24 protein-coding genes and 1 pseudogene are annotated in these 22,244 nt (G+C 68.0%); 14 read left to right on the top strand and 11 right to left on the bottom strand.

The features are described from left to right. The first annotated feature begins 177 nt into the window (after positions 1-177). Positions 178-579 carry a transposase gene (locus tag SSPN_RS52090; RefSeq protein WP_083822208.1) on the top strand — a complete coding sequence of 134 codons (402 nt, stop codon included), beginning with the start codon at positions 178-180 and terminating at the stop codon, positions 577-579. 274 nt (positions 580-853) lie between these two features. Here SSPN_RS52090 and SSPN_RS0127445 read toward each other — a convergent pair whose 3' ends face one another. Both SSPN_RS0127445 and SSPN_RS46075 read right to left on the bottom strand, forming a co-directional pair. Beyond that, positions 854-2,380, bottom strand: coding sequence for a flavin-containing monooxygenase (locus SSPN_RS0127445; protein ID WP_010311346.1), 1,527 nt, complete (start codon positions 2,378-2,380; stop codon positions 854-856). Between the two features lie 29 nt (positions 2,381-2,409). Beyond that, complete coding sequence (locus tag SSPN_RS46075) at positions 2,410-3,015, bottom strand: SDR family oxidoreductase (protein WP_192814553.1); 606 nt, start codon at positions 3,013-3,015, stop codon at positions 2,410-2,412. A gap of 17 nt (positions 3,016-3,032) precedes the next feature. On the opposite strand from SSPN_RS46075, the gene SSPN_RS57095 reads away from it, so the two are divergent. From SSPN_RS57095 to SSPN_RS57860, 4 genes are all read left to right on the top strand, one after another. Next, the gene (locus SSPN_RS57095; RefSeq protein WP_158309657.1) at positions 3,033-3,203 is read left to right on the top strand and encodes a hypothetical protein; all 171 of its coding nucleotides are present in this window, start codon (positions 3,033-3,035) and stop codon (positions 3,201-3,203) included. 509 nt (positions 3,204-3,712) lie between these two features. Next, positions 3,713-4,486: a cyclase family protein gene (locus tag SSPN_RS0127430; protein ID WP_010311339.1), complete on the top strand. Its 774-nt coding sequence runs from the start codon at positions 3,713-3,715 to the stop codon at positions 4,484-4,486. 2 nt (positions 4,487-4,488) lie between these two features. Next, complete coding sequence (locus tag SSPN_RS0127425) at positions 4,489-6,105, top strand: phytoene desaturase family protein (protein ID WP_010311338.1); 1,617 nt, start codon at positions 4,489-4,491, stop codon at positions 6,103-6,105. A gap of 183 nt (positions 6,106-6,288) precedes the next feature. Next, positions 6,289-6,549, top strand: coding sequence for a phage terminase small subunit (locus SSPN_RS57860; RefSeq protein WP_010311337.1), 261 nt, complete (start codon positions 6,289-6,291; stop codon positions 6,547-6,549). Between the two features lie 105 nt (positions 6,550-6,654). On the opposite strand, the gene SSPN_RS49335 is transcribed toward SSPN_RS57860, so the two are convergent. The 5 genes from SSPN_RS49335 to SSPN_RS0127400 all read right to left on the bottom strand — a co-directional run bounded on the left by SSPN_RS49335 (position 6,655) and on the right by SSPN_RS0127400 (position 10,896). Further along, positions 6,655-7,740, bottom strand: coding sequence for a hypothetical protein (locus SSPN_RS49335; RefSeq protein WP_010311336.1), 1,086 nt, complete (start codon positions 7,738-7,740; stop codon positions 6,655-6,657). 336 nt (positions 7,741-8,076) lie between these two features. After that, positions 8,077-9,003 carry a M15 family metallopeptidase gene (locus SSPN_RS50035; protein ID WP_083822137.1) on the bottom strand — a complete coding sequence of 309 codons (927 nt, stop codon included), beginning with the start codon at positions 9,001-9,003 and terminating at the stop codon, positions 8,077-8,079. A 31-nt stretch (positions 9,004-9,034) separates the two neighbouring features. After that, on the bottom strand, positions 9,035-10,393 hold the full coding sequence (locus tag SSPN_RS0127405) for a serine hydrolase domain-containing protein (RefSeq protein ID WP_085982136.1): 1,359 nt from the start codon (positions 10,391-10,393) through the stop codon (positions 9,035-9,037). A 24-nt stretch (positions 10,394-10,417) separates the two neighbouring features. After that, positions 10,418-10,561, bottom strand: coding sequence for a hypothetical protein (locus SSPN_RS57090; RefSeq protein WP_158309656.1), 144 nt, complete (start codon positions 10,559-10,561; stop codon positions 10,418-10,420). Between the two features lie 83 nt (positions 10,562-10,644). Next, positions 10,645-10,896, bottom strand: a complete 252-nt coding sequence (locus SSPN_RS0127400; RefSeq protein WP_010311332.1) for a hypothetical protein — start codon at positions 10,894-10,896, stop codon at positions 10,645-10,647. A gap of 369 nt (positions 10,897-11,265) precedes the next feature. Between SSPN_RS0127400 and SSPN_RS57085 the strand changes: the two genes are divergently transcribed. After that, positions 11,266-11,622 (top strand): SdrD B-like domain-containing protein, encoded by a 357-nt coding sequence (locus SSPN_RS57085; RefSeq protein WP_158309655.1) that lies wholly within the window; start codon positions 11,266-11,268, stop codon positions 11,620-11,622. Positions 11,623-11,863: 241 nt separating this feature from the next. Here SSPN_RS57085 and SSPN_RS52075 read toward each other — a convergent pair whose 3' ends face one another. From SSPN_RS52075 to SSPN_RS61800, 3 genes and pseudogenes are all read right to left on the bottom strand, one after another. Beyond that, on the bottom strand, positions 11,864-12,091 hold the full coding sequence (locus tag SSPN_RS52075) for a GntR family transcriptional regulator (protein WP_083822135.1): 228 nt from the start codon (positions 12,089-12,091) through the stop codon (positions 11,864-11,866). Between the two features lie 95 nt (positions 12,092-12,186). Next, complete coding sequence (locus SSPN_RS49330; RefSeq protein WP_272941772.1) at positions 12,187-13,344, bottom strand: BCCT family transporter; 1,158 nt, start codon at positions 13,342-13,344, stop codon at positions 12,187-12,189. After that, positions 13,310-13,861, bottom strand: a pseudogene (locus SSPN_RS61800) (BCCT family transporter); the annotation flags it as partial. The gene SSPN_RS49330 and the pseudogene SSPN_RS61800, both read right to left, overlap by 35 nt. A gap of 285 nt (positions 13,862-14,146) precedes the next feature. Between SSPN_RS61800 and SSPN_RS0127385 the strand changes: the two are divergent. From SSPN_RS0127385 to ribB, 8 genes are read left to right on the top strand one after another with little or no spacing between them, the layout of a single operon-like run. Then, positions 14,147-14,800: a GntR family transcriptional regulator gene (locus SSPN_RS0127385; protein WP_010311330.1), complete on the top strand. Its 654-nt coding sequence runs from the start codon at positions 14,147-14,149 to the stop codon at positions 14,798-14,800. Positions 14,801-14,804: 4 nt separating this feature from the next. Next, entirely contained in the window at positions 14,805-15,938 is a 1,134-nt protein-coding gene (locus tag SSPN_RS0127380) for an LLM class flavin-dependent oxidoreductase (RefSeq protein ID WP_010311327.1), read from the top strand. Next, positions 15,935-16,552: an amino acid synthesis family protein gene (locus tag SSPN_RS0127375; RefSeq protein WP_010311324.1), complete on the top strand. Its 618-nt coding sequence runs from the start codon at positions 15,935-15,937 to the stop codon at positions 16,550-16,552. The genes SSPN_RS0127380 and SSPN_RS0127375 overlap by 4 nt, the downstream gene beginning before the upstream one ends. After that, complete coding sequence (locus SSPN_RS0127370; RefSeq protein WP_010311322.1) at positions 16,549-17,106, top strand: amino acid synthesis family protein; 558 nt, start codon at positions 16,549-16,551, stop codon at positions 17,104-17,106. Before SSPN_RS0127375 ends, SSPN_RS0127370 begins: the two co-directional genes overlap by 4 nt. Further along, positions 17,103-17,876 (top strand): alpha/beta fold hydrolase, encoded by a 774-nt coding sequence (locus SSPN_RS0127365; RefSeq protein ID WP_010311320.1) that lies wholly within the window; start codon positions 17,103-17,105, stop codon positions 17,874-17,876. The genes SSPN_RS0127370 and SSPN_RS0127365 overlap by 4 nt, the downstream gene beginning before the upstream one ends. Continuing rightward, entirely contained in the window at positions 17,873-19,402 is a 1,530-nt protein-coding gene (locus SSPN_RS0127360; protein WP_083822133.1) for an aldehyde dehydrogenase, read from the top strand. The genes SSPN_RS0127365 and SSPN_RS0127360 overlap by 4 nt, the downstream gene beginning before the upstream one ends. An 11-nt stretch (positions 19,403-19,413) precedes the next feature. Continuing rightward, positions 19,414-19,941, top strand: a complete 528-nt coding sequence (locus SSPN_RS0127355) for a flavin reductase family protein (RefSeq protein WP_010311316.1) — start codon at positions 19,414-19,416, stop codon at positions 19,939-19,941. Then, positions 19,938-21,059, top strand: a complete 1,122-nt coding sequence (ribB, locus tag SSPN_RS0127350; protein WP_010311314.1) for a 3,4-dihydroxy-2-butanone-4-phosphate synthase — start codon at positions 19,938-19,940, stop codon at positions 21,057-21,059. The genes SSPN_RS0127355 and ribB overlap by 4 nt, the downstream gene beginning before the upstream one ends. A 115-nt stretch (positions 21,060-21,174) precedes the next feature. Here ribB and SSPN_RS0127345 read toward each other — a convergent pair whose 3' ends face one another. Then, entirely contained in the window at positions 21,175-22,242 is a 1,068-nt protein-coding gene (locus tag SSPN_RS0127345; protein WP_010311312.1) for an ABC transporter substrate-binding protein, read from the bottom strand. Between the last annotated feature and the right edge of the window lie 2 nt (positions 22,243-22,244).

Genomic DNA, 22,244 nt, shown 5'->3' with positions numbered 1-22,244 from the left:
TAAGGATGAGGATCGGGCGGCGGTGTATGGGGATGCGGCCTACGGTGCGGGCGAGTTGCTGGAACGGCTGGACGAGACCGACATCCACAATGGACTGAAGGTGCAGCCGCCGGCGGCGGTGAAAGGTCATTTCCCGAAGGACCGCTTCGACATCGACCTCGATGCGCAGACCGTGACCTGCCCGCCGGGCACACCGCGCCCATCCGCGCCCGCGAGCGTCACGCCGGAGCGGCCAGCTTCGGCGCCGCCTGCGCGGCCTGCCCACTGGCCGCACAGTGCACCACCGCGAAGACCGGCCGCACGATCACCGTCAGTGCCCACGAGGCCGCGCTGCAAGCCGGGCGGGCGCGTCAAACCGACCCCGCCTGGCGGGCCGACTACCGCGCCACCCGCCCCAAAGTCGAACGCAAAATCGCTCATCTCATCCCCCCCCGCCACGGCGGGCGCCGGGCCCGCGTCCGAGGACTGCTGAAAACAGCCGCCGACTTTTCACTGCTGGCCGCCGCGGTCAACCTCGCACGCCTCGGCATCCTCGGGATCGCCCGCACGGCGACCGGATGCCCCCCCCCCCCCGCCTGACCAGGCCCCAGCGGGCCCGCCAAGACACGCACGAGCCCCCCGGTCAGGGCATACCGGCAACGATCACGCCCGAGTCCCGCCACACCGCCGAACCCGATCGATGAGAACCCGCGACCACACCGACCCGCTCAACAAACACAGAACAGATCAAGCCCCCACAAACCCCGTTCGACACCAGCCACCTAGCGACGGTCGTCACGGGGAAATCTTACGGGCGGGTGTCAGTACGCAGCCCACGCGGCAGGTGCGCGTCGACCGGGGCCGTGGGCGCCGGTCATCCGACGCCCCCCAGCGGCGGTGCGGACGTGCCGGAGCTGCGCCCGCCGAAGGCGGTGGTGAGCCGAGCGCGCCGCACCATCAGCGCCCGGGTCACCCGCGTGTACACCCCCGGTTCGACCGGTAGCAGCCACTCGGTAAACCGGCGGCGGCGGCCAATGCCGGTGCCCAGGTCGGACAGCATCTCGTCGATGTTGTGCAGCGAGAACGGGATGATGTTGGTGCCGCGGGCGTGGTTGCCGTCGGTGCGCTCTTCCATCCACCGCAGCCGCTCCTGCACGAACGCGCGCCGCTGCTCGATCGGGGGCAGATCTAGCCCGCCGTCCAGGTGGACGCCGATCCACAACGCTGCGACCTCGGCGGATAGGGGCGACAGGAACGAGGAGTTGTAGCCGCAGAAGCTCAGGTCCGGAACCGTGTGCGGGTGGATCTGGCGGTAGAGCTCGAAGTTGCCGCTCTCGTCGACCAGCCGGTCGCGAATGTCCTGCGACAAGAACGGCACCCGCTGGTGGAACCCGGTGGCTGCAACGATCACGTCGGCCGGGATCTCGGTCCCGTCCTGCAGCCGCGCGACGGGCTTGCCGGCCCGGGCCCCGAGCGAGCTGATCAGCATGTCGCGGTGGACGGTGATCGAGCCGTCGGCGACGCCTTCGTGGAACCCTTCGGTGGCGAGGCTGACGGTTGAGCGGGCGATGTCCTCCAGCGACCCGCCTGGTACCAGTCCGAGCTTCTTCAGGTTCAGCTGGCGGACGATCTGGTCCTGCAGGCTCCCCATCATCCAATTGCGGACCCGGCGGCCCGGTCCGTGCAGAAACTTCTCGAAGCCCGCCAGGTGGGCGTAGCGGAACAGGCCCTCGCCGAGGCGGGTGAGCAGCAGATACTTGTAGTTGAGCGCCCCGCCGATCATGCGCGGCATCTTCCACAGCAGCTCTCGGGCGACCACGGTGGTCGAGGCCGACACCTCGTTCAGGGCGACGGCGACGTCGCAGGCGGACTTTCCGTAGCCGATCACGACGACGTCGCGCCCCCGGGCATCGCCGACCTCCGTGAAGTCCGACGGCGGGCAGTACCGGCCGCCAGCGGCGCGGAATTCGTCGGTACCCGGGAGCGCCGGCATGAACGGTTCGGAGAAGATCCCGTTCGCGACGACGAGGTGTTCGAAGTCCTCGCATCCGTCAGCGCTGGTGACGGACCACCCGCCGTTGGCGCGCGGTTCGGCCGAGAGCACCTCGGTCGACGTCCGGACCTTGTCCAGGATCGCGAAGTGGCGAGCGTAGGACTCCAGGTACTCCTGCACCTGCTGTCCCGACGGCCACTCCGGGTAGTGCTTCGGCATCGGGAAGTCCGACAGCGAGTACGTGCCCTTGTCGTTCTGCGTGGTCAGGCCGGGGTAGCGGCGGCTGCGGCTCCACACGCCGCCGACGTCGGGTGCCTTCTCGAAGGCGGTGACGTCGTGGCCGAAGCCGGTCAGGACCTTGGCGGCGGAAAGGCCGGCGAACCCGGCCCCGATGATGGCGATGCGCATGACGGGACTCCTGTGGGCGAGGCGATCGGTCAGTCGGCGAGCTGCGGGATGGCGGGGATGGCCTGCTCCGGGCCCATGACGGAGTAGCCGCCGTCGACGGCCCAGTCGGCGCCGGTGACCGCGGACGCGGCGGGCGAGAGCAGGAACGCGACGACAGCGCCGACCTCCTCCGGGTCGCCGACGCGGCGGGTGAGGTGGAACGGCGCGGCAACCCGGTCGGTCTTCGCGCGGTCGCCGCCGGCGAGGTCGTCCATGATCTTCGACCAGGTCCAGCCGGGGCTGACGGAGTTGACCCGGATGCCGTCGGCGGCGAGGTCCATCGACATGGAGCGGGTGATCTGAACGAGGGCGGCCTTGCTGGCCGGATAGACCCAGCGTCCGGTCTGAGCGACCTTCGACGAGATCGAGGTGAAGTTGACGACGGCGCCGCCGGTCGCGGCGAGGTGCGCCCGGGCCGCGCGCGTGACCTGCACGGTGCTGACGACGTTGACGTCCAGCGCGCGCAGCCAGTCGGCGCGGTTCGTGTCGGCGCCTTTGTCGAGGTAGCAGCAGGCGAGGTTGACCAGGCCGTGCAGTCCGTCCGCGGCAGCGGCGGCGACGGTCGCGGTCGGGGCGACCGCCACGTCGTCGGTGATGTCACGGTGATGTCAGTGTGATGGAACGCGACGCGCTCGCCGAGCTCGTCGAGCAGCGGCTTGACGCCCTCGTCATCGATGTCGGCGACCGCGACGGTCGCACCCGCCGCGTGCAGGGCACGGACGACCCCGTGCCCGACGAGGGTGGAACCGCCGGTCACCAGGACCGTGCGGTCGTGCAGGGCTGACAACATGGCCACTCGAACCTCCGAATTACGACAGTCATCTAACGGATTCGTGAACATAGTCATGATTTGGCTATATAGTCGGCGTGCTTATCCTCACTACGCGGTCGCTTTCCCCCCCAGGCGCAAGGAATCCCCCAGGGATCCCATCCGGAGAACCGGGAGAAGGAAACGATGTCATGGCCGAGGTGCTGAGCGGGTTCCGGCGGGTGAATTCGCGCACAACCAGCCCGAGCAGCTGCTGATGTGCCACCTACTCGCGGCGGTGCCGCACTCATCGTCGGAGGAATTGCTGGCCTCCAGCGACGATCCCGCTCCGGCCGTCCCGAAGGTGATCCGCCGGGCGAAGGCGCTGATCGACGGGCACGCCCGCGAGCCGCCGACCGTCGAAGACGTCGCCGAAGTCGTCGCGCTGTCGGTGCGCAGCCTGCCGGAGGGTTTCCGCCGGCACCTGGACACGACACCGACCGCGCAGCTGCCCAGCACACACCCGACCCGCCTTGGAGGCCACCATGCCCGTTCTGCGCATGCTGCTCGACGCCGCCCGCTCAGGTTCGGTCCGGATCGTCGACCTGACGACGCCGCTGCAGGAGTCGACCCCGATCCTGGAGCTGCCGCCGCCGTTCGCCAACACCAGTCGGTTCCGGCTGGAGGAGCTGTCCCGCTACGACGACCGCGGCCCCGCTTGGTACTGGAACGACATCCACACCGGCGAGCACACCGGCACCCACCTCGACGCCCCGAACCACTGGGTCACCGGGCGCGACGGTCTCGACGTCTCGCAGGCACCGCTGACCACTCTCGTGGCGCCGGTCGCTGTGATCGACAAGATGGCCGAGGCGGGCAAGGACGCCGACTTCCTGCTGGAGCGCTCGCACGTCGAGGAGTGGGTGGCCGAGCACGGCCCGCTGCCCGAGGGCGGCTGGCTGCTCTACCGCACCGGCTGGGATGCCCGCAGCGACGACGCCGCCGCCTTCGCCAACGCCGACGAGAACGGGCCGCACACCCCGGGCGTTTCTCCAACGTGCGCTAAATGGCTGGCCCGCGAGACCCCGATCGTCGGATTCGGCGTCGAGACCGTCGGCACCGACGCCGGGCAGGCGCCCGCACTGAAGCCAGCGTTCCCGTGCCACTCGGAGCTGATGGGGGCCGGCAAGTGGGGCCTCACCAGCCTGCGCAACGTCGAGCAGCTGCCACCCACCGGCGCCGTGCTGGTGGTGTGCCCGCTGCCGATCGTCGGCGGCTCGGGTAGCCCCGCGCGCGTCCTCGCGTTGGTCGAGGAATAACCGTGGCCGCGCACCGAAGCTCCACCGACGCGGTCGTCGTCGGCGGCGGGATCAACGGCCTCGCGGCCGCGGCGCGGCTCGCTCGGGCCGGCTGGTCGGTCGCTCTAGTCGACGACCATGAACGGGTCGGCGGCTTCGTCGGCGGCGGGGAGCGCACCCTCCCCGGCTGGATCCACGACACCTGGTCGAGCTGGCACCCACTGTTCGTGACCGGCCCGGCATACGCTGCGTTCGGCGCGGACCTGCACCGGCACGGGCTGGTGTACGCCAACACCGACGGGCTGCTGACCGCGACGGTCGGCGGCGACGGCGCGGTCGCGCTGGCACACCGGGACGTGGAGGAGACGGTTGCCGGATTCACCGAACCGGCCGACCGGGACGCCTACCGCGCGATGATCGCCCGCTTCCGCGCGCACGCCGCCGGGATCGGCGGGTTGCTCGGCGCCGAGCTGCACGCGCCGTCGTCGCTCGGGCCGGTCGCGACCCTGGCGCGGGTGGCTGGGCGCAGCGGGCTGGAGAGCTACGTCCGCGACACGCTCACCTCGGGCCGGGCCTGGATGCGGGCCCGGTTCACCGGTTGGGAGACCGACCGGCTGTGGGCGCCGTGGCTGCTGCACGGCGGGCTGGCGCCGGACTCGGCGTCGGGCGGGGTGATGGTGCCGGTCTTCGCGGCGACCATGCACGGCGCTGGGCTGCCGATCGTCGTCGGCGGGGCGGGGAACTTCGTCACCGCCTGGGAGCGACTGCTCGACGAGTTGGGCGTCGCGGTCCACACTGGACGGAAGGTGGAGCGGATCCTGCTCCGTGGCGGGGGTGCTGTGGGTGTCGCGGGGCATGGGTTCGAATTCCTCGCCAGGCGTGCGGTGCTCGCCTCGGTCACCCCGCCGGCGCTTTATGGCTCGCTGCTGCCCTCCGGCGCGGTGCCACGCGAGGTCTCCGAGGCCGCTGCCCGCTACCGGCCCGGCCGGGCCGCGATGCAGATCCACGTGGCGCTGTCCGGTCCGATCCCGTGGGCCGACACCCGCCTCGCGCAGGTGCCGCTGGTGCACATCTCGGACGGATCGTCGTCGACGGCGATCGCCTGCGCCGAGGCCGACGCCGGGTTGCTCCCGCGGCGGCCGACCGTCGTCGTTGGGCAGCAGTACGTCCTGGACCCCTCACGGGTGCCGGACGGTGCGGCGGTGCTCTGGCTGCAGTTGCAGGAGCTACCATTCGCGCCGGTGGGCGACGCGGCCGGCGAGCTGGACACCGCCAACGGCTGGAATCGCAAGCTCGCCGAAGGCTACGCCCAACGGGTCCTCGACCGAGTCGCCACGCACGTGCCCGGGCTACGTGAGCTGGTCCGCGGCATCGACGTGCTAAGCCCGGTCGAGATCGCCGCCGGCAACATGAACGCGCTGTGCGGGGATCCCTACGGCGGATCGGCCGAGCTGGACCAGAACTTCTGGTGGAGGCCGCTGCCCAACGCCGGTTCGCACGCCACCCCGGTTCGGGGCTTGTGGCAGATCGGGGCTTCCACGCACCCGGGGCCCGGACTTGGTGGCGCGTCGGGGTTCCTGGTCGCCGACCGGCTCGTCGCACCTGGACCGCTCGCTCGGCTGGCCGCGCGGTTCCGCTGAGTCACGGTCGCGATCTCGGCCCTGGTCCACCAAAGCCCTTTGCTTATGGGGTTTCGACGAGGGTACGGGTGGCGTCGATCGAGGCATAGGTCCACAGCGTTCGCATGGGTTTGGTGTCGGAGGCGTTGTGGAAGCGGTGGGGACTCCACCTTCGACGTAGGTGGTGCCGAAGGTGGTGAGCTCGTGTTCGAATCCGTCGATCTCGACGATGGTGTTGCCCCCGCCGATGGCGACGCTCTCGGGGAAGTTGTGGGTGTGCAGGGGATGCCGGCGCCGCCGTCGCTGCTCAACAAGCTTGGCAACGGCACGGACTCGGGCGGCCGGAAGGTCTCCACTGGTCCGGCGTTCCGGCGGAGCGCTTCCGAACCGCCCGAGTGGCTTACGGAGGAAGCCGCCGCCGAGTGGCATCGGGTGACCTGCAGGCAACCGGGTTGGCGATCGTGAACCGTTCGCGAATCAAGTGCGAGAACAGGTCACGCTGCCGCGTCACAATACGAACGCTGCCCCCGCACAAGTCGAGGGCAGCGTTGCGCAGTGCGGACGTGACGACTACGCCCAGCTGGTCTTGGCGGGAGTGACGCTTCTGTCCTTGATCTTCTCGGTCGTGACCGCGTCCTTCGCGAGCTTCAGTTCCGAAACAGCGTTGTCCGCGAGCTTCTCGCTCGTCACGGCCTCTGGAACCAAATGGTTGGTGCTCACCGAGGTGGGTGCGAGTTCGTTCCCCGTAACGGCGTTCTGAGCGATCTTGTCCGTGGTCACGGCCCCGGACATGAGTTTCTGGCCCGCGATGGCGTGGTCCGCGATCTTTCCGTCCGCCACGCAGTTCGGGGCGAGCTGCCGGTCGGTGACGCAGTTGTCCGCCATCTTGGTGGTCGTGACGGCTCCGGCGTCCAGTGCCTCCGTCCCCACCGCATTGGGTGCGATGTGGCTACTCTGGACGGCTCCGATCGCGATCTTTTGAGAGCTGACCGCGCCATCCATGAGCTTCGTTTCCTGCACCGCGTTGTCGGCGATCTTTTCAGTCTTGACAGCGCTGCTGGCGAGTTCCCTGCTTGTGACGGCGTTCTCGTCGATCTTTCCGGACTTAACCGCGTTGTTCGCGATCTCCCTGTCGGTGATCGCATTCGGAGCGATCCTGTCGCTCGTGACGGCGTCCGTCGCCAGTTTGTCGGTGTTCACCGCGTTGTTGGCAATCTTGTCTCGTAGGACGGCGTCCTTGAAGATATGCTCGGACTTGACCGCATTTGGAGCGAGTTCAACGTCGGTAACCGAGTTTTCGGCGATCTTCGGGGTCGTGACCGCGTTGTCGGCGAGCTTGGTGGCCACGACTGCATTGTCGGCGAGTTTCTTCGATGTGACCGCATCCTTGCCGATCTTCGTGGTCGTGACGCAGTCTTCCGCGAGATGGCGGGTCTGAATCACACCGTCCTTGTCCTCCAGGTACTTCGTCTGCATCTCCCGCACGGTGTTTTCAAGTTCTGCGACTCTGTTTTCTAGCGTATCGAAGTACTTCATGCGATCAAGCTGGTCTTGGAGACGGTTGACCTGAACGACGGCCTCGTTCCAGTCGCTCGTCGTAATCTCCTCACCGTGTCCTTTGGTGGACAGTGGGTACTCTCTGGTGTGATTCGACATCTTTTCCCTCTCTCTGCGTACTGCCGAGATCGGAGCACTTCACCCCGTAGGGTCCATCGTGGTTTGGCTGCGCGGTCATCGCGAGTCGGCCACACGATGCACACCTAATCGAAGGATAATTCAGCGAAGAGATCGGGAAATATGAACACCAAGTAATCGCGATTATGGTTTTCGCTGCTGGTTTGCGAACACGTCGACGAAATCAACTGGTCCCGATCTACTGTTCGCGGTTCCGCCCACCACTGTCGGTTACCTGAACTGATCGCGGTAGGGACCGCTGGCTCGCGGGTCAGGGTTCCAGCAAAGTCTATTCATACTGGGTAAAGGACGGTGCACTTACCGAGCGGAAGCGGCAAACGTGACGTCAGTCACGCTGCACCACTGTCTGCTTTCCCTGGAGGCGAAGCGGCGGTACGGGATCGACCGCAAGGCGAGTGAGCGGAACTTCCGCACCCTCGGCGGTGGCACTACCCTCGGCGGTGGCACTGCGGAGTCCGATGTGGACTGTGATGGGAACGGTAACTCGCGCTGCCGCGAGGCGGTTGCTGATCGCCGCAGCTCGAAGTGCTGGTAATCGCTGGGGTCCGCCCAGTGGCCGCCCCAGGTCCAGCCGCGGTCGGTGAAGACGCGCACCGCAGGGTCACCGTCATGCAGCAGGCCGGCGTCCTTGCGTGTGCGATCCAGAACCTGTGCTGCCGTTGTCGGTACGAAGCGGCCGGTCTTGTACACCGAGGGGTTGAGCAGTGGGTTGATGTCAATGGCCCTGCCCAAGGCGTGCTGGGACCACTTGCTTCTTCCGGGAGTGCCCCGGCAGTTGAAGGCGGAGGTGTTGTTGTCTTCCATCGACAACTCGTCCTCGGCTCCGGGGTAGTGATCCGGAGTCTGGACGCGCTGGATCGGGAAGCGCAGGCGGAAGAGCTCATCGAGGACAGTGATCGTCTGCTCGACCCGGTCTTGGTTGACGATCAGCTGCCCGGTGTGCGGCTTTCCGTCCATGCCCAGATATGGAACGTCGACCAGGCGGAGGTTCTCCGGCGGCACTGGGCAGCCGGGATGCCAGCTCGCCCCCAGAGCGCCGGCGGTGACCGGGTGAACAGCGGTTTCGGCGGGAGGAGACTCGGCGGGTGCTGGCGGTGAGGCCGGCGTCGTGGCGACCGGCGGTGCTGGGCGCGGCGCATTTGCCTGCGGCGGTCCGCCGCAGGCGAGGACGCCTGCCCCGATCGCCGCCGCACCCGCGGCGAGCACCACGCGGCGTCGTTTCATCGTTGGCTCCTCGGGCCGTGGCTTCCCGGGCCTAGCCGTCGTGGCCCGGCGGTCTCAATGCCGAGGCCATGCCCTGGGCGATTTCCAGCCGTGCGGACCCGATCGACCCCCACGTGCGCGACGGGTGCACGGCGTTGGTCAGCAGCACCACGATCGATCGGGAACCCGGGTCGATCACCAGGGACGTGCCGGTGAACCCGGTGTGCCCGGCGGTATGCGGGCCGCTGAGACCGGCCATGTACCAGGGCTGGTCGAGTTCGAAGCCGAGGCCGTGCGCGTCGCCGGGGAACGCGGTGTTGTAGTTGGTGAGCATGGCACGCACGGTCTCCGGCCGGAGAATGCGCTGATTGCGGTAGGTACCGCCATCGAGGAGGGCCTGCCCGAGCACCGCCAGGTCGTCGGCGGTGGAGAAGATCCCCGCCTGACCCGCGACACCGCCCAGCGACCACGCGTTTTCGTCCTGAACTTCGCCGCGCACGAGGCCACGTGGCGGGTCGGTCTCGAACTCGGTGGCGGCAATGCGGTGCAGCTTGTCCCGGGGCGGCCGGTATCCGGTGTCGGTCATGCCCAGCGGCGCGGTGATGCGGTCGTGCACGACCGCATCCAGCGGCTGGCCCGACACTCGTTCGACCAGCACACCGAGCGTGATCATGTTCAGGTCGGAGTAGCGGTAGACCGTGCCGGGCGGGTTCTGCGGTGTCGCCCCGAGAACCGCCGGGAGGCGGTCAGGCGGGGGCAACCGCCAGAGTTCGATCTTGGCCTGCAGGCCGGAGGTGTGCGTGAGCAACTCCTGAACAGTGATCTTCTGCTTGCCGCTGGCGGCGAATTCCGGGACGTAGTCCGCGGCGGGCGCGTTCAGGTTCACACGGCCGTCGTCGGCGAGCTGCAGCACGGCGATCGAGGTGAACAGCTTGGTCAGCGACGCCAGGTCGAAGATCGTGTCGTTCTGCACCTTTTCCTGCTGCTCGGCCGGCAGCTCAGGTCCCTGCGCGTCGGCGTAGCGCAGCGAGAATCCGGCTGCCTGCCGACTGACGACCACCCCGTCGCGCGCGAGCAGGCTGACCTCACCTGCATACGACGGGATCGGATTCCCCGGCGACGTCTGAGTCCCCGCAGCGAGTTGTCCTTGTGCCGCCGCGATCGGCGCGGGGTTCAGACCCACCTCGCCGGGCTGGCCGTCGCGCAACGCACCTGCCGACTCGGGCCCCGGCGCGGGGATCGGGGGCGGGGCGGGGATCAGGGGCGGGGCGGCCAGCTGCGGCGGCGGGGGTTGCTCACCACGAAACAGCAGGGTCACCGAGGCGGTGGCCGCCCAGGCGATCACGAGCAGGATGGCCACGACCGCGATTCCCCGCAGCGGAACGTTGCCGTGCCGCAATTTTCCACGCATCCGCGCCCCACGCCAGCCGAAGGATCAGAACTCAAACCCATTGTCCCCCTCACGACCGGCAGGTAAGCGCTGTTCGTCGCCGAGGTGGCTGGCGGCGGCGTTGAGCGCTTCCGGTGTGGTCAGACCTGCCCAGCGTACGGTTTCCGCGCGGGTGGTGATGGCGCCCACGGCAGCCACGGCTTCTGCAGGGGTGAAAGCGCAGTGGCCAGGCCGGGCGACGAAAGCCGATCGCTGCACGGAACCGCTACCGCTCAGCGGTCGAGTGCTGGTACGAGCAGATCCTTGATCTCGGCGACGCCCTCTTCGATCGACCGGACGCGGGCATTTGTGTCGTCCTGCCCGCGCGCGAGCTTGTCCTGACCGTCATGGAGGCGCTGCAGTCGTTCGGAGTGTTCGCGCTGGTTAGCACCCAATGCGTTGACGGCGGCGAGCACGGCCCGGTAGTCGGCTTGTGCTGCTTCGAGGGCTGCGACGCGGGCTTCGAGTTCGGCGAGGGTGACCATGCGGTGATGCTACCGGTTCGTGAGCTGTGTTCGCTTTGGCAAACAGGCTGGGCGACAGAGGACGCCGCGATGAGCGCAGAGGAACAGCTCTACTCCCGGAACCAGGGGCACACCTGGGAGATGATCACGCTCGGATGGATGCTTGCGTCGTCGCCCTCGGAACGACCGCCTCGCCCCTCGCCTACGCCAACTTCTCCAGAGCCGGGAGCACGCGTTGAAGATTTTCTACCAATACAGGCAACCTCAGGCTGTCACGCGCGTCGCACGGATGAAGACGGGCCGCATCCTGGCAGTCTTCGGATGGGACATGTCCATGACGGCCGTTCGCCGTCTACTGCTGAGGAGGATGCTGTGCGAGGTCTCCTGGTCGTGTTGGTCGCGGCGCCATTGCTGGTCACTGCCACCGGATTCCCGGCATATGCCGAAGAACGAACCAGTTCGGTGTCCGGAGTTGGTTTCTTCGACCTGAATGGAGATGGCCAGCAGCAACCCGACGAGCCCGGCGCGGCTGGCTTCACGGTATCGCTACGTTTGACCAGCGATAATACGGAGATCTCGGTCCGCACCGACGAGAATGGGTACTACCGCTTCGGTGATCTCACCCAGAAGGGCAAGTACTCGGTCCAGTTCGACGGCGGCGGACACGTCCACACCACGCCCTGGGCTGTCGGGGGCTCGCTCGGCTCGGGTGGTGTCGACGCGATTCATAACTTCGGTATTCAGTAGTTTTCCGCAATGGTGGGTTCAACTGTCCACGATGGACGGACGTCGACCACGGGCCTAGCGCGGAATTCCTGCCGGAACTCCGACAAGAGGTCAATCCCGCCGAAACTCGCGTGTCCCGTTCGGGAAGGGGCTGTCGGAAAAGGTCCCGGACTACGGGCACCTCGCCGGCGGCCGCCTTCACTCGGCGAGAGGTCCGGGGAAACGGACCGGGAGTAATCCCGGCACCGCGCCCCGGGCCTACTCAGCGCGATGAGGTCTGGTAAAGCTGAGCGTGTCGTTGAGCGAATGCTCGGGTCTGGGCTGTGCCATACATGCCGGAACCGTGAATCCGCGACAGATGGCTGCTCTCGACGGGTCCCCGTACCGTTGCCAGGGAGACATCGAACCGCTGGGCGATCTGATCTTCGTTCGGCAGTTTCTCGCCGGCCTGGATGACTCCGTTCAGAAGATCGGACAGCAAGCCCGCCATACACTGGTCGCACCAGACTCTTACGTACCACGCGTCCCTTCCGCCTCACGACTCTGGCGGACTACCCGATTCGGAGGAAATCGGGCAACGGTAGGTCAGGGCTTCGGTTCGGCCGGAACGGATGCGGGAACGCCATAGATGGCGGCCTCCTCCGTGGCATCGTCGCTAAGGGTTTTGGTGCGGGCCGGTTCGGGGATCTCACCGGTTCGGTCCGCGGCTCCGCGCATCGCGCTGGCCGTGGGCATGGTGTGCTGTAGCGGTTCCGCGGTCAGGTCCTTCCAGAGGGAAACAGCGACCCCGACGACGACGAGCAGGAACGGCGCTGAGCTGACGATCACCATCTGCTGTAGCGACTCCAGGCCACCGGCGGCCAGCAGGGCCATCGCCGCGGCGCCGGTCACCGCGCCCCACAGCGCCAGAATCCACCCCGGTGGGTGTTCGGTGCCGCGGCTGGTCAGCATCCCGAGCACGAACGTGTTGGCGTCGGCCCCCGAGACGAAGAACAGCACGACGAGGACGATCGTCACCACCGAGGTGATCGCTGGTAGCGGCAGCGATTGCAGGGTGGCGAAGAACGCCGAGTTCGCGTCGTCCGCGGCCGCCGCCGCGATCCGGGTGGTGCCGGCCAGGTCGCTGTGGATCGCGGTGCCACCGAAAGCGGTGAACCAGACCGAGAAGACCACGCTCGGCACGAGTAGTACGCCCACGATGAATTCGCGCACTGTGCGCCCGCGGGAGATCCGGGCGAGGAAGACGCCCACGAACGCGGCCCACGACAGCCACCAGGCGAGCATGAAGTAGGTCCAGGACTGCATGAAGCCGAGGTCGCCACTGGCCGGAGTGATCAGGCTCGTGGAAATCAACTCGCTGAGGTAGCGGCCGACCGACTGCACGTAGAGGTCTGCCAGGTAAATGGTGGGGCCGACGACGAGGACGAACAAGAAGAGCAGGCCGCCGAGGCCCATGCTGGTTTCGGACAAGAAGCGGATCCCTCGGGCGACACCTGTCAGCGCGGAGGCGGTGAACAGCAGCGTGATGACCCCGATGATCGCGAACTGCAAGCTCCGGGAATTGGGGATCCCGAACAGGGCGGTGATGCCGCCGTTGATCTGCAGCGCGCCGAGCCCGAGTGAGGTAGTGGTCCCGAAGAGCGAAGAGCGTCGCGAGAATTGCGAACACGTCGATGGCCCCGCCAAGCGGACCGTCGGCGCGGCGGCCGAGCAATGGTCGAAACAGCGCGCTGACCAGGCCACGCCTGTCGCGGCGGAACATGGACCAGGCCATCGCCAGCCCGAACACGGCGAAGATGCCCCAGGCGTGCAGACCCCAGTCGAAGAACGAGAACTGCATGGCGGTGACTGCGGCGCCCGGTGTCATTGGTGCGGCCAGGTCATGCGGAGGCTCAGCGAGGTGGGAAATCGGTTCGGCGACGCCGTAGGAGATCAAGCCGATGCCCATCACCGCCGAGAGGATCATCGCGTACCAGGTGGACCGGCGAAACGCCGGGCGTTCGTCGTCGCGCCCCAAGCGCACCCTGCCGTAGCGGCTGCAGGCCAGGACGACGAGGAAGACCAGGAATCCGAGCGACACCAGCAGGTAGGCCCAGCCGAATCCGCGCGTGATGCCGTCGAGGGCCGCCGAGCCGACCCTGGACAGCGAGTCCCCGGCGGCAGCCCCCCAGACCACGATCGCGAGGGTCAAGGCCAGCGAGATGTACAGGACGGGGCCGGGGCGCCGGCGATCCGGCGGCGCGGTGGGGGAATCGGACATCGTTGTCTCCATGTGCTGGCTGGAAGGGCGGTGCGGTGCGACGTGCCCGCAGGGGCAGGGCGCGAGATGCAGGCAACCGTGGCATGCAAGAAGGCGACGGTCAATACCAAGCCTTGGAACTGGCATGCGGGGGACGGGAGAGCATTCAGGTGGTTTGATCAGCACTTTATCGGTCCCGCTGCTCTTTCGCGAGACATCTCTTGACGATTGAAGAGCGCGCCACTTAGCTTCTGTTGCATGCAAGGAGACGCGGTTAGGGGCAGCCGACGAGGCGCTCAGGAACGGGTGCTCGCCGGGGTCCGGCGCGGCATCATCGAGGGGCGCCACCTACCGGGTGAGCCACTGTCGGAGCTGGCTTTGGCCACCGAGTACGACGTGTCGCGCACGCCGGTCCGCGAGGCGCTCAAGCAGCTGCAGATCGAAGGTCTGGTCGAGGTCCGGCCTCGGGTCGGCACGTTCGTGAGGTCCCCCAGCCGGCGCGAGGTCGTCGAGCTGTTCGAGCTCAAGGAGATGCTCGAAGGCATGGCCGCGCGGCTGCTGGCCGCCCGCGGGGCGATTCCGATCATGGACGAGCTCGAGGAGAACATCGAGCTTTCCGGCCAGGCGGTGGCCCGGGACGACGTCGAGGGCTATGCCACCCTCGTCCACGAGTTCCACGAACTGCTCGTGCGCGGAGCGGACAGCTCCCAGCTGGAATCCCACTACCGGACGCTGATGAACCAGCTCGCCTACCACCGGCTGGTGTCGGCGTCGCTGACCAGACCGGGACGGCTCGGCGCCTCGCTGTCCGAGCACCGGTACGTGCTGGAACTGATCCGGGAAAAGGACGGTTTCGGCGCCGAATTCGCCATGCGTGACCACGTCCGCTCCAGCGAGCGGGCCACTATGGCCGCCGACGACCCGCTCACCGGTGGCCGTCCCCTGCGGAAGGAACTCTAGAAAGATGCGTTTCTCGATTTTCCACAACGTCGGCGCACCAGGCCGACTCGACGATGTCGCCGGAGTGCTCGACGAGATCCGCGAGGTCGCAACCTTTGCGGATACCGCCGGCTACCACTCCCTCTGGTACACCGAGCACCACTTCGGCCACGAGGGCTACGAACTGGTTCCCAACCCTGTCTTGATGGGCAGCGACATCGCGGCTCGAACCTCACGGATCCGGATCGGGCAGGCCGCCAACATCGTGACGTTCTGGAACCCGATGCGCCTCGCCGAGGACATCGCCCTGCTCGACCAGCTCTCCGGCGGACGGGTGGAGGTCGGCATCGGCCGGGGCCTCTACGGGCGCGAGGCGATGAACCTCAACCCGGTGGCCGATCCCCGCGATCAGGAGCAGAACCGGGCCCTGTTCGAGGAGACCGTCGAGGTCCTGCGCAAGGCGTGGAGCGGCGAGTTCATCTCCCACCAGGGCAGGTTCTACCAGTACCCCGCCCCGGGAATCGAGTGGAACCACCCGCTTTCCGCGTCGTCGCCGGAGTTCGTCGGCGAGGACGGCACGATCTCCGCCATGCAGGTCGTCCCGCGCTCGTTCCAGCGGCCGCACCCGCCGCTGTCGCAGGTCATCGACACCCCGCGCTCGATCCAGAGCGCCGCCCGCGCCGGGATGAAGGGCATCTTCTGGATGCCGCCGATCTCCGAGCTCAAGGGCCGGTTCGCGCTCTACCGCGACACCCTTTCCGAGGCGACCGGCGTCGAGCAGGAGCTGGGTACCGGGCTGTCGCTGGTCCGCGACGTTTATGTCGCCGACACCCTGGAGCAGGCCAGAGCCGACTTCGAGGAGGCGCTGCTGACTTCCTACCGCTGGATCTGCCACTGGCGCGGGCTGAACAACCTGCGTGAGGTCGGCGAAGACATCACCGGCCGCGAGCTGGACTACGACTTCCTCGCCGAACGCAACCTCCTCGTCGGCACGCCGGACTACGTCGCCGAGAAGGTGCACGAGCTGCAGCAGGAGCTGAACCTGCAGGACCTGCTGCTGTGGACCACCCACCCGGGCTTGGAGCACCGCAAGGCCATGCGCAGCTTCGAGCTGTTCGCCGACAAGGTCATGCCGCAGTTCTCCGGGGTCACGGCGTGAGTGCCAGCATCCGCCGCATCGTCACCGTCGTCGAGGAAACCCTGCGCGACATCGGCGAGCCGGTGCGGGCAACGGTGCGCCGCGCGGCCGCCGTCGCGGTGGTGACCAACCCGTGGCTGGGCCGCGGGCTCCAAGACGACCTGTCCGCCGAAGTCGCCGCACTGGCACCGGAAATCGCGCACGAATTGTCGGACCGGCTGCTCGACGCGCTCGGTGGCGCCGAGCGGGTCGAGGCTTTCGGCAAGGCCGCCATCGTGGGGCTGGACGGGGAGATCGAGCACGCCAGCGCGCTGATCCACACCCCGTACTTCGGGGATGTGCTGCGTCGCCGGACCGACGGCGAGTCGATCATCGTGTTCTCGGACCAGCGCGCGGCGGCAGGCACGACATTGTCGGTGCCGATCTGGCACAAGAACCACGCATCGACCCGCTCGCACTACCAGACCGTGCCGGTCCGGGTGCCGGACGCTCCGCGCCCCGGCGAGATCGCAGTCATCGCGGCGGCCTCCGACGGCCCTCGCCCCAACGCACGCATCGGCGACCGGCGCACCGACGCCGCGCTCGCCGACCACATCCTGAACCGAAACCCATCCGAGAGGGAGCTCGTTCCGTGAGCGCCACCATCCGCAGCATCCACACCATCGTCGACGAGATCCACAACGAAGGCGGGCGCCCCGTCGAGCCCGCAGCGCGTGTCGCCGTCGTGCTTGCAGTCATTGAGAACCCTTGGGCGGGGCAGGGTTTCGTCCAGGACCTCGGTCCGACGATCGACGCGGTCGCCCCGGAACTGGGCAAGCTGCTCAGCGACCGGGTGGTCAGCGCGCTGGGCACGCCGGTCGAGGCTTACGGCAAGGCCGCGATCGTCGGACTCGACGGCGAGATCGAGCACGGTTCCGGGCTCATCCACACGTTGAAGTTCGGCAACCACTTCCGCGACGCCGCCTCCGCGACCACCCTGCTGCCGGCCGTGGAGAAGCGAGCCGCCGCTGGCACCGTGTTCGACATCCCGCTCAAGCACGTCACCGACGCCACGATCCGGTCGCACCACCAGACCGTCGAGGCACGGGTACCGGATGCCCCTCGGGCGGACGAGATCGTCATCGGGCTCGCGGCAGCTGCCCAAGGTCGTCCGCAGGCCCGGCTGGCCCCGCTGGCGAGCGAGCAGTGACAGCGCCGGCCGATGTGGTCCTGCTGCATGGTGTCGGCCTGAACCACACCATGTGGCACCGCGTCGCCCCGGATGTCACGACCGCAGGACATCGGGTCCACGCACCCGACCTGCTCGGACACGGGGCGGCGCCGGACGCAGCGGCGGGCACGACGCTGACCGACCTGGCCGAGCCGGTGGTCCGGATCGCTGCCGGTGCACCAGCTCCCGTTCACCTGGTCGGGTTCTCGCTCGGCGCGTTGGTCGCGACCCGGGTGGCTCTCGACCACCCGGAGCGGGTCGCGTCGCTGACCTTGGTCAGCGGCGTGGCCAACCGGTCGGAGTCCGAACGGCAGGCGGTCGCCGGCCGGCTGGAGAAAGCCCGACAAGACTTGGCGAGCGCGTTCGAAGCCGCAGTGGACCGGTGGTTCTCGCCGCGCGGGCGGAACGCCGAGCCGGAGCTGGTCGACCAGATCCGCACCGTGTTGAGGGCCAACCGGCCCCCGTCATACCTGGCCTGTTACGCAGTTTTCGCGCACGCCGATGCCGAACTCTGGCCGGAGCTGTCCCGAATGGTCCCACCGGTGCTCGCTATCACCGGAGAGGACGATCCCGGTTCCACCCCGAGGATGGCGGCCGCAGTCGCCGATCGCGTCCCGCAGGGGGAGTGGTGTGCAGTCCCAGGGGCTCGCCACCTGCTCCCGCTGGAACGTCCGGACGTGCTCGTCGCCGCGGTCCTCGCCCAGATCGAGGGCCGCCCATTCAATCTTCCAGGAGCGTTGGCCCCATGAGCACCGCAGCCCCCACAACGTCTTCGTCCACTGTGGACGCCGATCGGCTGCCCCGATGGGAACACCACATCGGCGGCGAGCCCGTTCCGCCGGCCGAGGGCGCCTATTTCACCAGTGACAATCCGACCACGAGTCGCGCGTGGTACGAGGCCGCCCGCGGCACCGCGGCCGACGTCGAGCGAGCAGTCGCCGCGGCGAGACGCACGTTCGAATCCCTGAGCTGGCGGCGGATGTCGCAGACCTCGCGGGGTGCGTTGTTGCGCCGGGTCGGTGAACTGATCGGCGAGCACGCGGAGGTGTTGGCCCGCACCGAGTCCACTGACAACGGCAAACTGCTGCGGGAGATGACCACGCAACTCGCCGGGCTGCCAGAGTACTTTTTCTACTACGCCGGGCTAGCTGACAAGATCCACGGTGAGACGATCCCTGCCAGCAACGTTGACATCCTCAACTATACGTTGCGCGAGCCGGTCGGTGTGGTCGGCGCGATTACGCCGTGGAACTCCCCGCTGACCCTCACAGTTGCCAAGCTGGCCCCGTTGCTCGCCTGTGGCAATACGGCGGTCGTCAAGCCCTCGGAGCACACCAGTGCCTCGATGCTGGCCCTGGCACCGTTGTTCGAGGAAGCAGGATTCCCGCCAGGAGTGGTCAACGTCGTCACCGGGCTCGGTACTGAGGCGGGGGCCCCACTGGTCGACCATCCGGACGTGGCCAAGCTGTCGTTCACGGGCAGCACCGCGACCGGGGCGTGGATCGCCGAGCGGGCGGGACGGCGACTGGTCCGAGCAGGGCTGGAACTGGGCGGCAAGTCGCCGCAACTGGTTTTCGCCGACGCCGACATCCTCAGCGCGGCCAACGGCGTCGTCGCCGGGATCTTCGCGGCTGCCGGCCAGACCTGCATCGCCGGCAGCAGAGTGCTGGCCCACCGCTCCGTCTACGACGAGTTGGTCGAGCGGGTCGTGGCCCGGGCCAGCACGATCCGGATCGGCGACCCACTCGAGGCCGACACCGAACTCGGGCCGTTGGCCATGCCAGCCCAGCTGGCAAAGGTCGAGGAGTACGTGGCCGCCGGCCGCGCGGACGGCGGCGTGGTCGCCTACGGCGGCAGCCGCCCGGAGGTCGGGCTCGGCGGCTGGTTTCACGAACCGACCGTGTTCACCGGCCTGACCAACGAAGCCCGGATGTGCCGGGAAGAGATCTTCGGCCCGGTCGTGGCGATCATCCCGTTCGACGACGACGCCGAAGCCCTGCGGATCGCAAATGACACCGACTACGGCCTGGCCGCCGGAGTTTGGACCAAGGACCTCTCCCGCGCGCACCGCGCTGCCGCTGCACTCGACGCGGGCACGATCTGGGTGAACATGTACCGCGCGATGTCGCCCATGTCGCCGCGCTCAGGGTTCAAGACCTCCGGGCTCGGAGTCGAGCACGGCACCGAGGTGATCCGCGAGTACACCCGGCTCAAGAGCGTCTGGGTCAACACCAGTGACGAACCCGCCGGCGACCCGTTCGTCCTGCGGTCCTGAGAGGAGGCACCATGACAACACTGAATCCCACCACCACCGCGGACGGCACAGTGGACACCACCGGGCTGCGCGAGGCGTTCGGCCGTTTCCCCAGCGGGGTCACAGCAGTTTGCGCGCTCGGGGAGACCGGCGAGCCGATCGGGATCGCAGCCAGCGCATTCGTCGGTGTGTCCCTCGAGCCACCTTTGGTCGGGCTCTGCGTGCAGAAAACCTCGACCACCTGGCCGCTGTTGGGCGACCGTCCTCGGCTCGGGCTGTCGGTTCTCGGCGACGCTCAGGACCGCACGTGTCGCCAACTCGCTTCCAAGACCGGCGACCGGTTCGCCGGGCTCGACTGGTACACCACCGACGAGGGCGCCCTGCTGCTGCACGGCGCGACGGCGTGGCTGGACTGCTCGGTGGAACGCATCGTCCCGGCCGGGGACCACGAACTCGTGCTGTTCCGGGTGCAGAGCCAATGCACGCATCCGCATTTGGGGCCGCTGATCTTCCACGCGAGCACCTTCCACACGCTGGCCGGGCTGGAACGGGCGTCATGACCGCCCAGCTCGACCCACCGGTCTCCCACTCCGGTCCGGCGGCCGGGATCGGTCCCGCATTAGCGGCTCTGCAAGCTGGCCGGCCAGTGCTGGTGGTCGACGACGCCGGCCGGGAAGACGAAGGCGATGTCGTGCTCCCGGCGGCGCTGGCCGATCCCGCGTGGGTGGCCTGGACAGTCCGGCACACCTCGGGCCTGCTCTGCGCGCCGATGGAAGCTGATCGCGCCGACGCTTTGGACCTGCCGCCGATGGTGTGGCGCAACGCCGACCCGCATGCCACCGCTTACACCATCTCAGTAGATGCAGCCGAAGGCGTCGGGACCGGGATCAGCGCCGCCGACCGGGCGCGCACCGCCCAGGTGTTGGCCGACCCGCGCTCCGTGGCCAGCGACCTGCGCCGCCCAGGGCATGTGTTGCCGTTGCGTGCCCGTCCCGGTGGCGTCGTCGAGCGGCCCGGGCATACCGAGGCCGCCGTCGATCTGTGCCGATTGGCCGGGCTTCCGCCAGTCGGGGTGATTGCTGAGCTGGTTACCGGGCCGGACGAGCCCGGTATTGGCGCCACGGCCAAGCGGTCAGAGGTCGCCGCGCTGGGCGCACAACACGGGCTCCCATTGCTGGATGTCGCCGACCTTGTCCGGTATCGGCTGTATTTCGGTGACGGCGTGCGCGGGCGGGTCACTCGGGGCGCTCGGGCGGCTTTGCCGATCGCGCACGGAGGGTTTGACGCCGTCGGGTTCCGCGACGAAGTCACCGGTGCCGAACACGTAGCGCTCGTCCGCCCGTCATCGGCCGCGCGGCCATTGATCGCGGTACACGTGGAATGCATTGCTGGCGATGTATTCGGCAGCCAGGCGTGCAACTGTCGCCGGGAGCTGGAGGCCTCGCTGACCGCTGTCGCGAGGAACGGCGGCGCTGTTGTCTACTTGCGCCCGGCTTCGACCGGGGCGCGGATCCTGTCGGGAAGCCACGATGCCGAAGTCGCCTGCTCGGACATGCACGCTGCGGTGGCTGCAGCCGTGCTGGCCGACCTTGGGCTCGCCGAGGTCCGACTTCGGGCACGCGGAGCGATCGACGTGTCCGCACTCGCGGCCGGCGGTATCAGCGCTGTCGCCGTCTGACGGACCGTCCCTTACAACATCTCCTGGACACCAGAACAGCCGTGTTCTGGCATCGTCCACGGCGGGGAGCACCAGCGCCAGGAGGCGTGGTGACTTCGCGCACGTGGCCTGCGGCTCAGGAGGTGAGCCAGCCCTGGAACCTGGTGGACACGGCCTTGTAGTTGTCCGCCCACCAGGACGCGTTGAGGTAGAAGCTGGTGCCCACGGTTTCGGGGGTGCCCGGCAGGTCTTTCGCGTCGGCCGCCGGGATTTGGGCGAGGGCGGCCTTAGACGTGGGCGTGTAGCCGAGGGTGCGTATGATCCGCAGCTGGGTCTCCGGTTCGAGTGAATACTGGACCGCCTTCATCGCGGCGTCGCGGCGGGCGCCGCCGCGGAGCACCACCAGTTGTTCCACGTCGACCATCGCCTGGTTCCACGTGTATTCCAGTTTGACCCCGCTTTTGATGATCGTCTTCACACGCGACAAGTTCAGGTCCGCGGTGACCAGTTCGCCGGTGGACACGGCGTTGGTGAGCGAGTTGTTGTCCAGGAACACCGCGTTCGGTTTGATCCGGTCAAGGCTGCGGAAGGCCCGGTCGACGTCGAGCGGGTAGAGACTGTCCATCGCCACGCCGTCCGCCAGCAGCGCGATTTCCAGGGTGAACCACGGCAGTCGCTGGAAACCGCGCTTGCCCGGGAATTTACGCACGTCCCAGACGTCGGCCCACGAGTTCAGCTGGCCGGACATCATCGAGGCGTTCCAGAAGATGTTGTGGCTGAACTGGTAATACGGAACGCTGTACTCGGTGATCAGGCTGGGGTTGACCACGTCCTCGTGGGTCACCACGTTCCGGTCGAGCTTCTCCAGCGCGCCACTGGCGCGCAGCTGGGCGAGCGCCGGGCCTTGCGCGTCGGCGATGTCGTCCTGTGAACGGCCCGCGTCGGCCAGCGAAATCAGTTTCGTGACGTCGTTGGCGTCTGCGGTGTACTTGACACCGATCCCTGTCGACTGGGTGAAGGGGTCGAACATCGCCGACTTGATACCGTCCTGGTAGGAACCGCCGTACCCGGCGTAGACCAGTTCGCTCGACGCGCCGCCACCACCACCGCAGGCGGACAGGAAACCGGCGCCTAGCACCGTGCCGGAGGCCATCGCACCCAGGCGCAGGAATTGGCGGCGCCCGATCGGATCGTGTGTGGTCATTT

Source organism: Saccharopolyspora spinosa NRRL 18395 (genome assembly GCF_000194155.1).
Taxonomy (GTDB): Bacteria; Actinomycetota; Actinomycetes; order Mycobacteriales; family Pseudonocardiaceae; genus Saccharopolyspora; species Saccharopolyspora spinosa.
The sequence above is the reverse complement of the archived record's forward strand: the minus strand, read 5'-3'. Positions and strand labels throughout refer to the sequence as shown.